This window comes from Streptomyces luteolifulvus (genome assembly GCF_008806595.1).
GTDB lineage: Bacteria > Actinomycetota > Actinomycetes > Streptomycetales > Streptomycetaceae > Streptomyces > Streptomyces luteolifulvus.
The window spans coordinates 18,489-33,573 of record NZ_VZRB01000005.1; the positions used below are offsets into that span (position 1 = coordinate 18,489).

At 72.0% G+C, this 15,085-nt stretch carries 14 protein-coding genes; 8 read left to right on the forward strand and 6 right to left on the reverse strand.

Annotated elements, in window-relative coordinates; translation table 11 throughout:
• Positions 1-309: 309 nt before the first annotated feature.
• The 3 genes from F7R91_RS08935 to F7R91_RS08945 form a co-directional block, all read right to left on the reverse strand.
• The gene (locus tag F7R91_RS08935) at positions 310-2,142 is read right to left on the reverse strand and encodes a sensor histidine kinase (protein ID WP_150946332.1); all 1,833 of its coding nucleotides are present in this window, start codon (positions 2,140-2,142) and stop codon (positions 310-312) included.
• Complete coding sequence (locus tag F7R91_RS08940; protein ID WP_150946334.1) at positions 2,139-2,837, reverse strand: response regulator transcription factor; 699 nt, start codon at positions 2,835-2,837, stop codon at positions 2,139-2,141. Before F7R91_RS08940 ends, F7R91_RS08935 begins: the two co-directional genes overlap by 4 nt.
• Before the next feature lie 171 nt (positions 2,838-3,008).
• Positions 3,009-4,421, reverse strand: coding sequence for a M1 family metallopeptidase (locus tag F7R91_RS08945; RefSeq protein WP_150946336.1), 1,413 nt, complete (start codon positions 4,419-4,421; stop codon positions 3,009-3,011).
• Between the two features lie 159 nt (positions 4,422-4,580).
• Between F7R91_RS08945 and F7R91_RS08950 the strand changes: the two genes are divergently transcribed.
• On the forward strand, positions 4,581-4,931 hold the full coding sequence (locus F7R91_RS08950; RefSeq protein ID WP_150946338.1) for a DUF488 domain-containing protein: 351 nt from the start codon (positions 4,581-4,583) through the stop codon (positions 4,929-4,931).
• Positions 4,932-4,962: 31 nt separating this feature from the next.
• Here the strand turns inward: F7R91_RS08950 and F7R91_RS08955 are convergent, their stop codons facing one another.
• Positions 4,963-6,636, reverse strand: coding sequence for an FAD-binding dehydrogenase (locus F7R91_RS08955; RefSeq protein WP_150946848.1), 1,674 nt, complete (start codon positions 6,634-6,636; stop codon positions 4,963-4,965).
• Between the two features lie 17 nt (positions 6,637-6,653).
• Positions 6,654-7,313, reverse strand: coding sequence for a TetR/AcrR family transcriptional regulator (locus F7R91_RS08960; protein WP_150946339.1), 660 nt, complete (start codon positions 7,311-7,313; stop codon positions 6,654-6,656).
• A gap of 141 nt (positions 7,314-7,454) precedes the next feature.
• Between F7R91_RS08960 and F7R91_RS08965 the strand changes: the two genes are divergently transcribed.
• From F7R91_RS08965 to F7R91_RS08975, 3 genes are all read left to right on the forward strand, one after another.
• Positions 7,455-8,081 carry an alpha-ketoglutarate-dependent dioxygenase AlkB gene (locus F7R91_RS08965; protein ID WP_150946341.1) on the forward strand — a complete coding sequence of 209 codons (627 nt, stop codon included), beginning with the start codon at positions 7,455-7,457 and terminating at the stop codon, positions 8,079-8,081.
• A gap of 98 nt (positions 8,082-8,179) precedes the next feature.
• On the forward strand, positions 8,180-8,926 hold the full coding sequence (locus F7R91_RS08970; protein WP_150946343.1) for an MBL fold metallo-hydrolase: 747 nt from the start codon (positions 8,180-8,182) through the stop codon (positions 8,924-8,926).
• A gap of 9 nt (positions 8,927-8,935) precedes the next feature.
• A complete protein-coding gene (locus F7R91_RS08975; protein WP_150946345.1) occupies positions 8,936-10,174 on the forward strand; it encodes a DUF4032 domain-containing protein in 1,239 nt (412 codons plus the stop codon).
• On the opposite strand, the gene F7R91_RS08980 is transcribed toward F7R91_RS08975, so the two are convergent.
• On the reverse strand, positions 10,175-11,047 hold the full coding sequence (locus tag F7R91_RS08980; protein WP_150946347.1) for a universal stress protein: 873 nt from the start codon (positions 11,045-11,047) through the stop codon (positions 10,175-10,177).
• 60 nt (positions 11,048-11,107) lie between these two features.
• Between F7R91_RS08980 and F7R91_RS08985 the strand changes: the two genes are divergently transcribed.
• The 4 genes from F7R91_RS08985 to F7R91_RS09000 all read left to right on the forward strand — a co-directional run bounded on the left by F7R91_RS08985 (position 11,108) and on the right by F7R91_RS09000 (position 15,069).
• Positions 11,108-11,461: a VOC family protein gene (locus tag F7R91_RS08985; RefSeq protein ID WP_150946349.1), complete on the forward strand. Its 354-nt coding sequence runs from the start codon at positions 11,108-11,110 to the stop codon at positions 11,459-11,461.
• A 121-nt stretch (positions 11,462-11,582) separates the two neighbouring features.
• Positions 11,583-13,259 carry an FAD-dependent oxidoreductase gene (locus F7R91_RS08990; protein WP_150946352.1) on the forward strand — a complete coding sequence of 559 codons (1,677 nt, stop codon included), beginning with the start codon at positions 11,583-11,585 and terminating at the stop codon, positions 13,257-13,259.
• The gene (locus tag F7R91_RS08995) at positions 13,256-14,722 is read left to right on the forward strand and encodes an ATP-binding protein (RefSeq protein ID WP_150946354.1); all 1,467 of its coding nucleotides are present in this window, start codon (positions 13,256-13,258) and stop codon (positions 14,720-14,722) included. The genes F7R91_RS08990 and F7R91_RS08995 overlap by 4 nt, the downstream gene beginning before the upstream one ends.
• Positions 14,719-15,069 carry a UBP-type zinc finger domain-containing protein gene (locus F7R91_RS09000; protein ID WP_150946356.1) on the forward strand — a complete coding sequence of 117 codons (351 nt, stop codon included), beginning with the start codon at positions 14,719-14,721 and terminating at the stop codon, positions 15,067-15,069. Before F7R91_RS08995 ends, F7R91_RS09000 begins: the two co-directional genes overlap by 4 nt.
• Positions 15,070-15,085: the final 16 nt, after the last annotated feature.

The following is a 15,085-nucleotide window of genomic DNA, read 5'->3' on the forward strand; positions in this document are numbered from 1 at the left end:
GGATAACCCGCCGCCGACGAACACGCCGCCGGAGCAAGGTTCGTCCGCCGGCCACGGCCGATCCACCGTGGCCGGCGCATCGCACCGAAAGCCACCCACCGGCACCCACGCGCCCCACAGCCCAACCGTGAACCCGCCGCCGGCGCACGGGCTCGCCCACCACCCCGACGCTTCCACCGTGGGCGGCGCGTGGCACCGCAAGCCGCCCACCGGCGCGGACGCGCCCGGCAGTCGGCCGGTGGACTCGCCGTCGGCGCACGGTTCGTCCGCCGGCCACGGCCGAGCCGACGTGGGCGGCGCATCTCGACGTCAGGCGCTCGCCGGGGTCGGCGTGCTCGGCAGGCGCAGGGTGAACGTGCTGCCGGTGCCCGGCTCGCTCGTCGCCCCGACCGTTCCGCCGTGGGCGGCGATCAGGTGGCGGACGATCGGCAGGCCGAGGCCGCTGCCGCCGGTGCGGCGGCTTCGGGACTTCTCGGCACGCCAGAAGCGGTCGAAGACGTGCGGCAGGTCGTCGGCGGCGATGCCCGTGCCCGTGTCGGTGACCCTGAGCACGACGTCGTCGCCGTCGCGGCGCGCGGACAGGGTGACCGAGCCGCCGGCGGGCGTGTGCCGCAGCGCGTTGGAGACCAGGTTGCCGAGGGCCTGCCGCATCCGGACGGGGTCGGCGTCCAGCCACGGCGCGCCGTGCGCCTCGGTGCGCAGGGTGACGCCCGCCGCATCGGCCGCTACGCGATAGGCCGCGGCGACCTGGTCGAGCAGTTCGTCGCAGCGCAGCGGCTCACGGTGCAGCCGCAGGGTGCCGGCGTCGGCGTCGGCGAGATCCTGCAGGTCGTCGATGACGCGCTGGAGCACAAGGGCCTCCTCGTGCAGCGAGGCGAGCAGCGCCGGGTCCGGGGCGACGACGCCGTCGCGGGTGACCTCCAGCCAGCCGCGGATGTTGGTGAGCGGGCTGCGCAGTTCGTGCGCGATGTCGCTGACCATCGCCCTGCGCTGGGCCTCGAGGCGTTCGCGGCGCTCGGTGAGTTCGTTGAACGCCTCGGCGAGGATGCCGGTCTCGTCCCGGGTGGTGACGGGAACGCGCACATGCTGCTCGGGCGGCTGCTGTGCGGCGGCGGTCAGCGCACGCAGCGGCCGTACGAGCCGGGTGGCGACGACGGCCGTCACGGCGACGGTGACGGCGAGGACGAGTCCCACGGCTCCGAGGACCTTCGCCTTGTTGGCCGGGGACATGTCGAACCGGGGCGCGACGCTGTCCCCGCCGCCCAGGAACAGTTCGGCGACGGGGGCGACATACGGGTCGAGCTGAGCCCGGATCGCGTTGTCGGCGCACGCCTCCGTCTTCCCTACGATGTCGGAGCCGGTCGGCGCGCTGAACTTCCCCACCATGACGTACCGGTTCCCGATGCGCTGCTCGGTGACGTCCACACGGGCGTAGATCACCGAGTCGGCGCCGAAACCCAGGCGGGTCAGGCAGGGGCGGGCGCGCTCCGTCAGGGCCTTCAGGGCCTTGTCCTCGGTGGGTGTCGGGGTGTCCAGCTTCCCGTCGGCACACTCGTCGGGCACATACCCCGAAGCCGCCTTCCCCTCCGGGTCGTCGAGGACCGGGCGGCCGCTCGGCGTCCGGATGATCTCGGTCTCGACGTAATTTGCGGCGAAGCACCGCTGCCGGGCTTCGGCCAGCGCGTCCAGCTGCACGCGCTCCCGCTCCGTCAGCCGGTACGGGCCCACCACCCGCGGGTCGATATCGCTGCGCTGTGCTCCGCGCTCGGTGTAGGTGTCGGTGTGCAGGGGGTCGATGGTGGCGGCGGCGCGCGGCGGCAGGGAGGTGCCACGCGGTGCGGAGTCGGCGATCAGGGTCCGGTCGGCCGTGGTGAGGGCGATGCGCCGGCCGGTCTTCGCCGACAGCTCCCGCACCAACCGCTCGACGCCCTTCCATTCGGGGTGCCGTGCCGCATAGCCGCTGAGCCGGGCGAGGACGTCCATGTCCTCGGCGAGCACCTGGCCCTGTTCCTCCCGCAGGGCGCGGGTCGTGGTCTCCACGGCCAGCCAGGCCGTCGCCGCCACGGAGCACACCGCGATCAGCACCGAGGCGATCAGCAGCCGCACCAGCAGCCGCTTGCGCAGCGGTGTGCGGCGGTTCATCCGCGGCCGCCGCTGAGCTTGTAGCCGACGCCGAAGACGGTCAGCAGCCGGACCGGTCTGCGCGGGTTCGGCTCGATCTTGCGGCGCAGGTTCATGATGTGCACGTCGACGGCGCGTTCGGTGGAGGCCCGGTCGGTGCCGCGGGTGCACTCCAGCAACTGCCGCCGGGAGAAGACCCGTTCGGGTTCGGCGGTCATGGCGAGCAGGATCTCGTACTCGGCCGGAGTGCACTCCACCGTCCGTCCGTCGCACCGCACCTCGTGCCGTACGGGGTCGACGGCGATCCCCGCGGCCCGTACGACGGGATCGTTCTGCGGACCCCCGGCGGCCCGGCCGCTGCGGCGCAGGATCGTGCGGATACGGGCCATCAGCTCGCGGGGGCTGTACGGCTTGGTCATGTAGTCGTCCGCGCCGAGTTCGAGACCGAGCAGGACGTCGTCCTCGGCGCCGCGGGCCGTGAGCATCAGCACGGGGATGTCGCCGTCCCGGCGCAGCACCCGGCACACCCCGAAGCCGTCGATCAGCGGCAGCATCAGGTCCAGTACGACGAGGTCCGGTCCGACCCGGCGGATCTCGTCGAGAGCGGCCCGCCCGTCATGGACCACGGTCGCGGTGTGACCCTCCGCCAGCAGGGAGCGGCGTATGAGTTCCGCCTGCATCTCGTCGTCCTCGGCGACCAGCACATGTGCACACACTCGGCGGATCCTAGGTCAGCGGCCGATGAGCCGGGCCCCGCGCGGGGCGGGCGTGGCCGCGGCGCCGCCGCATCCCGTGCGGTACGGGGATGCGGCGGCCGGCACGGCACCGGGTCTGCGTGTGATCATGCGTCGATCATGACCGGCAGTTGTGAGGAACGTGTCAGCATTTCAGCCCTGGTTCGGCTTGCCGGCGGTGTACAGCCAGGTCTGGAACAGGCTGTCGAGGTCCTGGCCGGACTCGCGCTCCGCGAGGCGCACGAACTGCGCGGTCGTACCGTGGCCGTCGCGGTGCCCGTCCGCCCACGCCTTCAGGATCCGGTGGAACGCCGGGTCCCCGACGGCCGTGCGAAGTGCGTGCAGCGCCATCGCGCCGCGCGCGTAGACCGGAGTGCCGAAGATGTTCGCGCCGCTGCCGGGGTTGCCGGGCGGGAACTCCCACAGGTCGTCGCTCGCGGGGCGGGCGTACAGCGCGTCGAAGGTCTTCTGCGCTCTGTCGCCGCCGTGCTGCTCGCTGTAGAGCCACTCGGCGTAGGTCGCGAAGCCCTCGTTGAGCCAGATGTCCTTCCAGGAGGTGACCGAGACGGAGTCGCCGAACCATTGGTGGGCGGTCTCGTGGACGAGGGTGCTCAGATCGGGCGCCGAGTCGTAGACGGGACGCGTCTGCGTCTCCAGCGCGAAGCCGACGTCCGGGGCGCGGTCGACGATCGCCCCGGCGGCACGGTACGGGTAGGGGCCGAAGAGCTTGCTCCCCCACTTCAGGACGGACGGCAGCTTCTTCAGGACGGGGGCGGCCGCGGCGGCTTCGCGCGGGTCGACGGCGTTGTAGACCTGGAGGCCGTCGGCGGTGGTGTACCGCTTGATCTTGAACTTCCCGATCGTCGCCGTGGCCAGGTAGGCGGCCATGGGTTCCTTCTGCCGCCAGCGGAACGTGGTCCTCCCGTCGGCGGTCCGCGAGCCGAGGTAGACCCCGTTGGCGACCGCGGTGCGCCCCTTGGGGACGGTGAGGGTGAAGTCGTACGACGACTTGTCCAAGGGGTGGTTGTTGGCGGGGAACCAGGTCATGGCGCCCTGCGGCTCACCGGCGACGAACGCCCCGTCGTCGGTGGGGATCCAGCCGTCGAGCGAGCCATCCGGGTCGGTGACCGGCTTGGGAGTGCCCCGGTAGGCGACGGTGACCTTGAACCTCTCGCCCTTGTGCAGGGTCCGGCGCGGGGCGACGACGAGTTCCTGGCCGCGTCGCCGGAACTCCGCCCTGTCGTGGCCGACCTTGAGGCCGGTGACCGTCAGCCCCTTGAGGTCGAGGTCGAACCGGGTCAGCTTCTTCGTGGCGCGCGCGGTGAGGACGGCCCTGCCGACGAGGTGCCTGCTCGTCGGGTTGTAACGGAGGGTCAGGTCGTAGTGCTCGACGTGGTAGCCGCCGTTGCCGGCGAGCGGGAAGTACGGGTCACCGACGCCGGACGCGCCGGTGGTGCCCGCCGCGGCGGGCCCGGCCGCCGCCAGCAGCGCCGCGAGGGCCACGGGGACGGTCACGGTCACGGCCTCGCGGCGCAGGACGGCGGTACGTCTGGGGGCCTGGGTCACATGAACTCCTGGTAAAGGGGGGTGGACAACTGCCCCAGCGTAGGGGCCACTTGGCTCGAAATCCCCCTCGAACAGGTCAAGTCGCGCGGCGTCACCGGCCGTCACAGCCTCCCCCGGCGTACGCTCCCGGCGTCATCGCCCCTGGAGAAAGGCCCGCCCGTGAGCGTGCGTATGCGCCGCGTCTACGAACCGCCCGAGCCGGACGACGGTCTGCGCGTCCTGGTCGACCGGCTGTGGCCGCGCGGCCTGTCGAAGGACGCGGCCCGCGTGGACGAGTGGCCCAAGGCCCTCACCCCGTCCACGGAACTGCGCCGCTGGTACCACGCCGGCGAGGGCTCGTACGAGGAGTTCGCCGAGCGCTACGAGGCGGAGCTGGCCGCCCCCGAAGTGGCCGAACTCCTCGACACCCTGCGGGCGTCGGCCCGCAAGGGACCGGTGACCCTGCTGACCTCCGCCAAGGCGCCCGAGGAGAGCCACGCGGCCGTGCTGGCCCGCCTGCTCGCCGAGTGAGCCGAGTGAGCAGACGGGCCGACCGGTACTGTCAGGCCGTCTGCTGCGCGGCCGCCCTGCCCGCCGCCCGACCGGAGAAGAGGCAGCCGCCGAGGAAGGTGCCTTCGAGCGCATTGTAGCCGTGGACGCCGCCACCGCCGAAGCCGGCCACCTCGCCCGCCGCGTACAGGCCCTCGATGGCCTGCCCGTCGGTGTCCAGGGCGCGGGAGTCGAGGTCGGTCTGGATGCCGCCGAGCGTCTTGCGGGTCAGGACGTGCAGTTTGACGCCGATCAGCGGCCCGGCAGCGGGGTCGAGGATGCGGTGCGGGGTCGCCACCCGGCCGAGGCGGTCGCCGATGTAGCGGCGGGCGTTGCGGATGCCCTGCACCTGGGAGTCCTTGCTGTAGGCGTTGGCCATCTGCAGATCGCGGGCCTCGACCAGGCGGCGGATCGCGGCCGGGTCGAGGAGCGGCTTGTCCGTCAACTGGTTCATCTTGTCGACCAGTTGCTCCAGATTGGGTGCCGCCACGAAGTCCGCGCCCTTGCGCAGGAAGGCGTCGACCGGTCCCGGCGCGCCCTTGCCGAGCAACCTCTCCTTCAGGAACCCGGCGCGGTCCTTGGCGGTGATGTCGGGGTTCTGCTCGGAGCCCGACAGCGCGAACTCCTTCTCGATGATCTTCTGGGTGAGGATGAACCAGGAGTGGTCGTATCCGGCGATGTCCTCGGTGGTCCGCAGGTGCTTCAGGGTGCTGAGGGTGTCGTAGCCGGGCAGGCAGGGGTCGGGCAGCCGGCGGCCGAGGGCGTCGAACCACAGCGAGGAGGGGCCGGGCAGGATGCGGATGCCGTGGCCGGGCCAGATCGGGTCCCAGTTCTGCAGGCCCTCGGTGTAGTGCCACATGCGGTCGCGGTTGACGAGCCGTACGCCCGCATTCGCGCTGATGTCGAGCATCCGCCCGTCGACGTAGGCCGGCACACCGGTGACCATCTCGGTGGGCGGCGTGCCGAGGCGTTCGGGCCAGTAGCGGCGGACGATGTCGTGGTTGGCGCCGATGCCGCCGGTGGTGACGACGACGGCCTGCGCGGTGAGTTCGAACTCGCCCACCCGGTCGCGGTTGGAGGCCACTCCGCGCGCCGAGCCGTCCTCGGCGAGAACGGTGCCGCGCACCCCGCGCGCGGCCCCACCCTCGATCACGAGCTCGTCGACCTGGTGGCGGTGATGGAAGGTGAGCAGTCCCTTGCGGGCGGCCTGCCGGGCATGGTTCACGAACGGCTCCACGACGCCCGTGCCGGTGCCCCAGGCGACGTGGAAGCGGGGCACGGAGTTGCCGTGCCCGTGCGCCCTGAGATCGCCCCGCTCCGCCCAGCCCACGGTGGGCAGGAACTTGATGCCGTGCCCGTCGAGCCAGGCCCGCTTCTCCCCCGCCGCGAACTCGACGTAGGCGCGCGCCCAGCGCACGGCCCAGGAGTCCTCGTCCTCGGTCCGGTCGAACTGCGCGCTGCCCTGCCAGTCGTTCCAGGCCAGGTCGAAGGAGTCCTTGATGCCCAGGCGGCGCTGCTCCGGGGAGCCGACGAGGAAGAGCCCGCCGAAGGACCAGAACGCCTGCCCGCCGAGGTTGGCGGCGTTCTCCTGGTCCACCAGCGCGACCTTCCGGCCCCGGCTGGTCAGTTCGTGCGCGGCGACCAGGCCCGCGAGTCCGGCTCCGACGACGATGACGTCCGCATCCATGGCGACCGCTGCCTTTCTCATGGGGATTCTGTCGGGCTCTCATCAGGGGTCTGTCGGGCTGTGCCGCCGCCGTCGGTCAGCAGCGCGGTGAGCAGCTGCTTGAGCCAGGCGCGGGCGCGCTCGACGTCCTGGTCCAGCAGCAGTTGGGTGGTGACTCCGTCGTACGCGGCGACCACCGCGTGGGCGGCGGCGTCCGCGTCGCCCAGGACGGCGGGCAGTGCGGTGTGGCCCTGCGCGCGGGCGAGCCGGTCGGCGATCGCCCGGCGCAGTCGGGCCCTGTGTTCCAGGAGGGTCTGCGCGACGCCCGGATCGCGGGCGGCGTGCACCAGGAAGTCGGTTTTCACCAGCAGCCAGTCCCGGTCGAGCAGGAGCACCCTGCCGACCCGGTCCACGGAGGCGGGCACGTCCAGGTCCGGCCCGTCGAGGGCGAGGGCGTCGGCGACCTGCTGCGCGATCAGGTCGGCACGCTGCCGGTAGAGGGCGAAGAACAGCTCGTCGAGGCTGGCGAAGTTGGAGTAGAAGGCACCCCGGCTGTAGCCGGCGGCCTCGCAGACCTCTTCGATCGAGACCCGGCCGAACCCCTTCGCCGCGAACACGGCGAACGCGGCGTCGAGGAGATTGGCGCGCGTGCGGACACGGCGCCTGGTCACCCGCCGGGCTACGCCCTCCACGGCCATTCTCCTACCTCCGTTCGATGCGCGAATGTATCCGATACATCGATGTATCGAAAGACGCGGGACGCGCCCAGATGCCATGGAGGACGCCCCCGCACACCCAATGGGAACACATTTTCGATTTCAGGGAGTACGCTGGATTCCATGACCAGGCACCTCCAGGGCTCGCTCTTCGACCAGACCGACGAGCTGCGGCTCGGCTCCCTGCACGGGATCCGCCGTACCGTGCTCGGCCACGGCGCCTGGATCGACGTACTGCCCGGATGGCTGTCCGGATCGGATGCCCTGTTCGAACGGCTCGTCACCGAAGTCCCCTGGCGTGCCGAGCGGCGCAAGATGTACGACAGCGTCGTGGACGTGCCCCGGCTGCTCGCGTTCTACGGAGCGGACGACGCGCTGCCGCACCCGGTGCTGGAGGAGGCGCGCGACGCGCTCTCGGCCCACTACGCCGGCGAACTCGGCGAGCCCTTCACCACCGCGGGCCTGTGCTACTACCGCGACGGCCGGGACAGCGTCGCCTGGCACGGCGACCGCATCGGGCGGGGCGCGCGGGAGGACACGATGGTCGCCATCCTCTCCGTGGGCACACCCCGTGATCTGCTGCTGCGCCCGACGGGCGGCGGCGAGACGGTACGGCGCCCCCTCGGCCACGGCGACCTGATCGTGATGGGCGGCTCCTGCCAGCGCACCTGGGAGCACTCCGTTCCCAAGACCACCCGGGCCGCGGGACCGCGCATCAGCGTCCAGTTCCGCCCGCACGGCGTGCAGTGAGGCAGAGGGGCGGAATGCGGCCGGACCCACCGCCGACGCCGCCCGTGCGATCTGGTTTGCTGTCCGCGTCGGGCAGGACCTCACCACTCGGGACGATCATGCGGACAGATGTGCAGCAAGTCGCCGACGGCACCTATCTGGTGCACGGGAGCAACACGAACTGGGTGATCCTCACGGAGGGCGACGCGGTCACGCTCGTCGACACCGGTTACCCCGGAGACCGGGAGCTGCTGCTGGCCTCCCTGCGGGAGGTGGGGAGTTCACCCGAGGCCGTGGCGGCGGTCCTCATCACCCACGCCCACAACGATCACCTGGGCTCCGCCGAACACCTGCGCAGGACCTACGGCACGCCCGTGTATCTGCACGAGGCCGAAGTGCCGCACGCCCGCAGGGAGTTCCTGCACCAGGTGTCCGTCGGGACCGTCCTGAGGAACGGCTGGCGGCCGGGCGTCCTGCCCTGGGCCCTGCACGCGATCCGCTCGGGCGGCACGACCCACGTCCCGGTGGCCGCTCCCGAGCCGTTCCCCACCGCCGGCACGCTCGATCTGCCCGGACGGCCCGTGCCCGTGCACACGCCCGGCCACACCCTCGGACACTGCGCGTTCCACCTCCCGGAGCGCGGCGTGGTGATCCCCGGCGACGCGCTGGCGAGCGGCCACCCGACCTCCCGTGTCAAGGGGCCGCAGCTGTTGCCGGACATGTTCCACCACGAGCGTTCCCGTGCCGTGGCCGCGCTGGCGGTGTTCGAAGAGCTGGAGGGCGACCTCCTGCTGCCGGGGCACGGGCCGGTGCACCGCGGTCCGGTACGGGAGGCCGCGCTGCAGGCCCGGGAACGGGCGGCTTAAGGTCGGGCCATGGCCCTGCAGATCAATGCCACCAACCCGGAGCATCCCGCACTCCTGCTCGAACTGCCGTGGCACCTGCCCCTGGAGGAGTGGCCCGAGGAGTACCTCGTCCCGCTGCCGCGCGGCATCTCCCGCCACGTCGTGCGCTACGCCCGCGCCGGCGACGAGGTCATCGCCGTCAAGGAGCTCGCCGAACGGCCCGCGCTGCGCGAGTACGAGCTGCTGCGCGACCTGGACCGCCTCGGCATTCCCTCGGTGGACCCGCTGGCCGTGGTCACCGGCCGCACCGACGCCGACGGGGCCCCGCTGGAACCCGTGCTGATCACCCGGCACCTGGGCGGCTCACTGCCGTACCGCTCGATGTTCGAGACCACCATGCGCCCGGCGACCATGCACCGGCTGATGGACGCCCTCGCCGTGCTGCTGGTGCGGCTGCACCTCGCCGGGTTCGCGTGGGGCGACTGCTCGCTGTCCAACACGCTCTTCCGGCGCGACGCCGGCGCGTACGCCGCGTACCTCGTGGACGCGGAGACCGGTGAACTGCATCCGCAGCTCAGCCGGGGGCAGCGCGAGTACGACCTCGATCTCGCCCGGGTGAACATCAGCGGTGAGCTGCTGGACCTGGAGGCGTCGGGGGCGCTGCACCCGTCCGTCGACCCCGTCGACTTCGGCACGGAGATCTGCGCCCGCTACCGGGACCTGTGGGAGGAGCTGACCCGCACCTCCGTCTACCCCTCGGGCAAGTACCACTACATAGAGCGCCGGATCCGCCGGCTCAACGAGCTCGGATTCGACGTGGCCGAGATGCAGATCGAGCACTCCTCCCACGGCGACACCGTCACCTTCGTGCCGAAGGTCGTCGACGCCGGGCACCACCAGCGGCAGCTGCTGCGCCTGACGGGCCTGGACACCGAGGAGAACCAGGCCCGGCGGCTGCTGAACGACCTGGAGAGCTGGATGGCCGGCCAGGACGACTACGCGCCGCCCGGCGATCCGCTGGCGGCGCGCCCGGAGGTCCTGGCGCACCGCTGGGTGCGGGACGTCTTCCGCCCGACCGTGCGCGCCGTGCCCCTGGAGCTGCGCGGCTCCATGGACCCGGCGGAGATCTACCACGAGCTCCTGGAACACCGCTGGTACCTGTCGGAGCGCGCACAGCACGACATCGGGCTCGGCACGGCCGTGGAGGACTACATCACGAACATCCTCCCCAAGGCCCGCGAGACGCTGCAGCCGGTGACCCCGGAGTAGTCAGTCGTGCGGGACGACGGCGACCGGGCAGTGGGCGTGGTGCAGGACGCCATGGGCCACCGAGCCGATCCGGGCTCCCACGGCCGTGCGGTGGGCGCGGCGGCCGACAACCATCAGCTGCGCCTGCCCCGCCACCGACAGCAGCACCTGTCCGGCGCTGCCCATCTCGACGTGCTCGACCACCGGAACGTCCGGGAAGCGCTCCCGCCACGGGCGCAGCGCCGCGCCCAGCGACTTCTTCTCGTACGGCTCCAGGCCGCCGTTCTCGTCGAGGAGCTTCAGGGAGCCGGGGCTGTAGGCGAACACCGGGGGCAGGGTCCAGGCCCGTACGGCCCGGACGGTGGCACCACGTGCCGCGGCCGTCTCGAAAGCGAACCGCAGTGCCGCGGCGCTGTCCTCCGGCTCGCCCTGCTGGCCGACGACGATCTCGCGGCCCGCGGCCTCTGCGGCGGGCTCGTCCCCGGCCCGCACCAGGACGACCGGCCGCTCGCTCGCGGCGATCACCTGCTGGCCGACGGAACCGAGCAGGAAGCCGACGAGCGTTCCATGGCCCCGCGAGCCCAGCACCAGCATCTCGGCCTGCGCCGCCGAGGCGACCAGCGCCTCCACGGTCTCGCCCGCCAGCACATCGGTGGACACGTCGAGCCCGGGGTGCCGCGCGGTGACGGTCCGGGCGGCCTCGGCGAGCATGTCCCGCACCCACGCGGCCTCGGTGTCCGGGTCGCTCGCGTCGACGGCCTCGTACGGCTCGAACCGCCAGGCGTGCACCACGCGCAGCGCGAGCCCCCGCCGGACGGCCTCCCTGGCCGCCCAGCCCAGCGCGGCCCGGCTCTCCTCGCTCCCGTCGAACCCTGCCGTGATCCGGCGCGTCATGCGGTGCCCTCCCTGTGTCGCGGTCACTTCCCTGGGGCCAGTCTTCACTACCCTGCCGACATGGCCATGGAATGGGAGCAGGTTGTGGTGGACGCGACCGATGCGGCGGCCCTGGGGCGGTGGTGGGCCGAGGCGCTCGGGTGGGTGACCGTCAACGACGCGCCCGACGAGTACGAGATCCGGCCCGAGCGGGACCGGCTGCCCGGAGTGGTCTTCGTGCCGGTACCGGACGACAAGATCGTCAAGAACCGTCTCCACCTCGACTTCCGCCCCGACGACCAGGAGGCCGAGGTCGCCCGTCTGCTCGCCCTTGGCGCGCGCCGCGCGGACGTCGGTCAGGGCGAACAGCCCTGGGTGGTCCTCGCCGACCCCGAGGGCAACGAGTTCTGCGTGCTGGGGCCGCGCCGGGGCTGACGCCGGGCGGCGTCCCGTATACCCGAGCACAGCGGAACGATCGAACATACGATGGGCGGGAACCGGCGCGGGGAGAGCGGGGCTCGCCGTGCCGTATCCGGCCGCTCGGGGTGGGAGACGTATGGCACAGGCCGCGGACGCAGCGCGGACCGTCATCCTGACCGTGGACGACGACCCGGGAGTCTCCCGTGCCGTCGCCCGGGACCTGCGGCGACGCTACGGCGCGTCGTACCGGATCGTGCGCGCGGAGTCCGGCGAGTCCGCGCTGGAAGCGCTGCGCGAGCTGAAGCTGCGCGGCGATCTCGTGGCGGTGCTCCTCGCGGACTACCGGATGCCGCAGATGAACGGCATCGAGTTCCTGGAACAGGCCCTGGACGTGTATCCGGGCGCGCGGCGGGTGCTGCTGACCGCGTACGCGGACACCGGCGCGGCGATCGACGCGATCAACGTCGTGGATCTGGACCACTATCTGCTCAAGCCGTGGGATCCGCCCGAGGAGAAGCTCTACCCCGTGCTGGACGACCTCCTGGAGGCGTGGCACCGCAGCGACCACCGTCCCGTGCCCAGCACCAAGGTCGTCGGGCACCGCTGGTCGGCGCGCTCCTCGGAGGTCCGGGAGTTCCTGGCCCGCAACCAGGTGCCCTACCGCTGGTACTCGGCCGACGAGCCCGAGGGCCGGCGGCTGCTGGCGGCCGCGGGCGCGGACGGTCAGCAGCTGCCGCTGGTGATCACGCCGGACGGCACGCCCCTGGTGCAACCCGAGGCCCCCGACCTCGCCGCCCGGGTGGGACTGGCGACCACGCCGGCGGCCGACTTCTACGACCTGGTCGTCATCGGCGGTGGCCCCGCGGGACTCGGCGCGGCCGTGTACGGGGCGTCCGAAGGACTGCGGACGGTACTCGTGGAGCGGTCCGCGACCGGAGGGCAGGCGGGCCAGAGCTCACGGATCGAGAACTACCTCGGCTTCCCGGACGGCGTCTCGGGCGCGCAACTCACCGACCGGGCCCGGCGGCAGGCCGCGAAGTTCGGCGCCGAGATCCTCACCGCGCGCGAGGTGACCGGTCTGGAGGTCAACGGGGCCGCGCGGACCGTTCGCTTCTCCGACGGCTCGGCGGTCGCCGCGCACAGTGTGATCCTGGCGACCGGAGTGTCGTACCGGCAGCTCGGCGCGCCCGGCGCCGACGACCTCACCGGCTGCGGGGTGTTCTACGGATCGGCGCTCACCGAGGCGGCCTCCTGCCAGGGGCACGACGTGTACATCGTCGGCGGCGCCAACTCCGCCGGGCAGGCGGCGATGTACCTCGCCCGGGGCGCCAAGTCGGTGACGCTGCTGGTGCGCGGACCGTCGCCGGCCGCCTCGATGTCGCACTACCTGATCCAGCAGATCAACGAGGCGCCCAACATCTCGGTGCGCTGCGGCACGGTCGTCGAGGCCGCGCACGGCTCCGGGCATCTGGAGCAGCTGACCCTGCGCGACACCGACAGCGGGAAGAGCGAACTCGTCGATGCGCAGTGGATGTTCGTGTTCATCGGAGCGGCCCCGCTGACCGACTGGCTGGACGGCACGGTGCTGCGCGACGAGCACGGATTCATCCTGGCCGGGCCCGATCTGACCCCCGACGGACGCCCGCCGGCCGACTGGGAACTGGACCGGCCCCCGTACCACCTGGAGACCAGCATTCCCGGTGTGTTCGTCGCGGGCGACGCGCGCGCCGAGTCCGCCAAGCGGGTCGCGTCCGCCGTCGGAGAGGGAGCCATGGCCGTGATGCTCGTCCACCGTTATCTGGAGCAGTCGTGAGCGGGCAGGTGATGCCGTGCAGCCCGCGGGAGATCGGCTCGCTCTTCCTGTTCGAGAAGCTGTCGTCGGACCAGCTCGGGCGGCTGTGCAGCGAGGGACGGGTGGAGCTGTTCGAGGCCGGTCCCGTGTACACCGAGGGCGAGGCCGCCACCTGCTTCTACGTGATGATCGAGGGCACGGTCGTCCTCTCGCGCCGGGTGGGCACGGACGACGTGGAGGTCTCCCGGACCTCCCAGCGCGGGGTGTACGCGGGCGCCATGCAGGCGTACATCGGTGACCGTGTGCCGCAGGTCTACAACAACTCCATGCGCGTCACGGAACCGACGCGGTTCTTCGTGCTGCCCGCGGACACGTTCGCGAGCATCATGCAGGAGTGGTTCCCCATGGCCGTGCATCTGCTGGAGGGGCTCTTCTTCGGTTCGAAGAGCCTGCAGCGGGCCATCGGCCAGCGCGAACGGCTCCTGGCGCTCGGCTCGTTGTCGGCGGGCCTGACCCACGAGCTCAACAATCCGGCGGCGGCCGCCGTCAGGGCCACCGCCACCCTGCGGGAGCGGGTGGCGAAGATGCGGCACAAGCTGAGCGTCATCTCGGCGGGACCGTATCCGCGCGAGGCCCTGGCCAGTCTCATCGAGATCCAGGAGCGCACGGCCGAACGCGTCGCCAAGGCGCCGACGTTGAGCCCGCTGGAGGCCGCGGACCGGGAGGACGCCGTCACCGACTGGCTCGACGACCACGGCATCACGGAGGGCTGGCGGCTCGCGCCCACCTTCGTGCAGGCCGGGCTCGACCTCGACTGGCTGGACCAGATCGCGGCGGCGGTGGACGAGGAGATCCTCCCCGGGGCGATCGGATGGCTCAACTACACGGTCGAGACCGAGCTGTTGATGGACGAGATCGAGGACTCCACCACCCGCATCTCGCGCCTCGTCGACGCCGCCAAGCAGTACTCGCAGCTCGACCGGGCCCCGTATCAGAACGCCGACGTCCATGAACTCCTCGACAGCACCCTGCTGATGCTGTCGGGCAAGACCGGCTCGCGGATCAAGGTCGTCAAGGAGTACGACCGTACGCTCCCGAAGATCCCGGCGTACCCGGCGGAGCTCAACCAAGTGTGGACCAACCTCATCGACAACGCGGTCTGCGCCATCAACGAGGCGGGCGGGGAAGGGACGTTGACCGTGCGGACGGCGCAGGCCGGCGAACGGCTGCTGGTGGAGTTCAGCGACACCGGGCCCGGAGTGCCGAAGGAGATCCGCAGCCGGATCTTCGACCCCTTCTTCACCACCAAGCCGGTGGGCCAGGGCACCGGGCTCGGCCTGGACATCTCCTGGCGGATCGTCGTCAACAAGCACCACGGCAGCCTCCAGGTCGAGTCCGAGCCGGGGGACACGCGTTTCCAGGTCCTCCTTCCGCTCACCGCCGCAGAGAACGACGCCCCCGAGGAGCCCGAGGAGCCCGCATGACCGGCGCCACCGGAATCGATCCCAGCGTCCCGCCGAGCGGCCCGGGCTGCGTCGAGTGCGATGCGGTCGGCGGATGGTGGTTCCATCTGCGGCGCTGCGCCCAGTGCGGCCACATCGGCTGCTGCGACTCCTCCCCCGCCCAGCACGCGTCCGCCCACTACAAGGCCACCGGCCACCCGGTGGTACGCAGCTACGAGCCGGGCGAGGCCTGGTTCTGGAGCTACGAGACCTCCGAGATGTACGAGGCCGGACCCGACCTCACGCCCCCGACGAGCCACCCCGCGGACCAGCCGTCGCCCGGGCCTGCGGGGCGGGTGCCGAAGGACTGGGCGAGGACGCTGCGCTGAGCCGCCCAGCCGGGCT

Bases quoted from the DNA above. Each gene is read 5' to 3' on its own strand.
- F7R91_RS08935 (WP_150946332.1), bottom strand. From the start codon at position 2,142: ATGAACCGCCGCACACCGCTGCGCAAGCGGCTGCTGGTGCGGCTGCTG.
- F7R91_RS08955 (WP_150946848.1), bottom strand. From the start codon at position 6,636: ATGGATGCGGACGTCATCGTCGTCGGAGCCGGACTCGCGGGCCTGGTC.
- F7R91_RS08960 (WP_150946339.1), bottom strand. From the start codon at position 7,313: ATGGCCGTGGAGGGCGTAGCCCGGCGGGTGACCAGGCGCCGTGTCCGC.
- F7R91_RS08965 (WP_150946341.1), top strand. From the start codon at position 7,455: ATGACCAGGCACCTCCAGGGCTCGCTCTTCGACCAGACCGACGAGCTG.
- F7R91_RS08970 (WP_150946343.1), top strand. From the start codon at position 8,180: ATGCGGACAGATGTGCAGCAAGTCGCCGACGGCACCTATCTGGTGCAC.
- F7R91_RS08975 (WP_150946345.1), top strand. From the start codon at position 8,936: ATGGCCCTGCAGATCAATGCCACCAACCCGGAGCATCCCGCACTCCTG.
- F7R91_RS08980 (WP_150946347.1), bottom strand. From the start codon at position 11,047: ATGACGCGCCGGATCACGGCAGGGTTCGACGGGAGCGAGGAGAGCCGG.
- F7R91_RS08985 (WP_150946349.1), top strand. From the start codon at position 11,108: ATGGCCATGGAATGGGAGCAGGTTGTGGTGGACGCGACCGATGCGGCG.
- F7R91_RS08990 (WP_150946352.1), top strand. From the start codon at position 11,583: ATGGCACAGGCCGCGGACGCAGCGCGGACCGTCATCCTGACCGTGGAC.
- F7R91_RS09000 (WP_150946356.1), top strand. From the start codon at position 14,719: ATGACCGGCGCCACCGGAATCGATCCCAGCGTCCCGCCGAGCGGCCCG.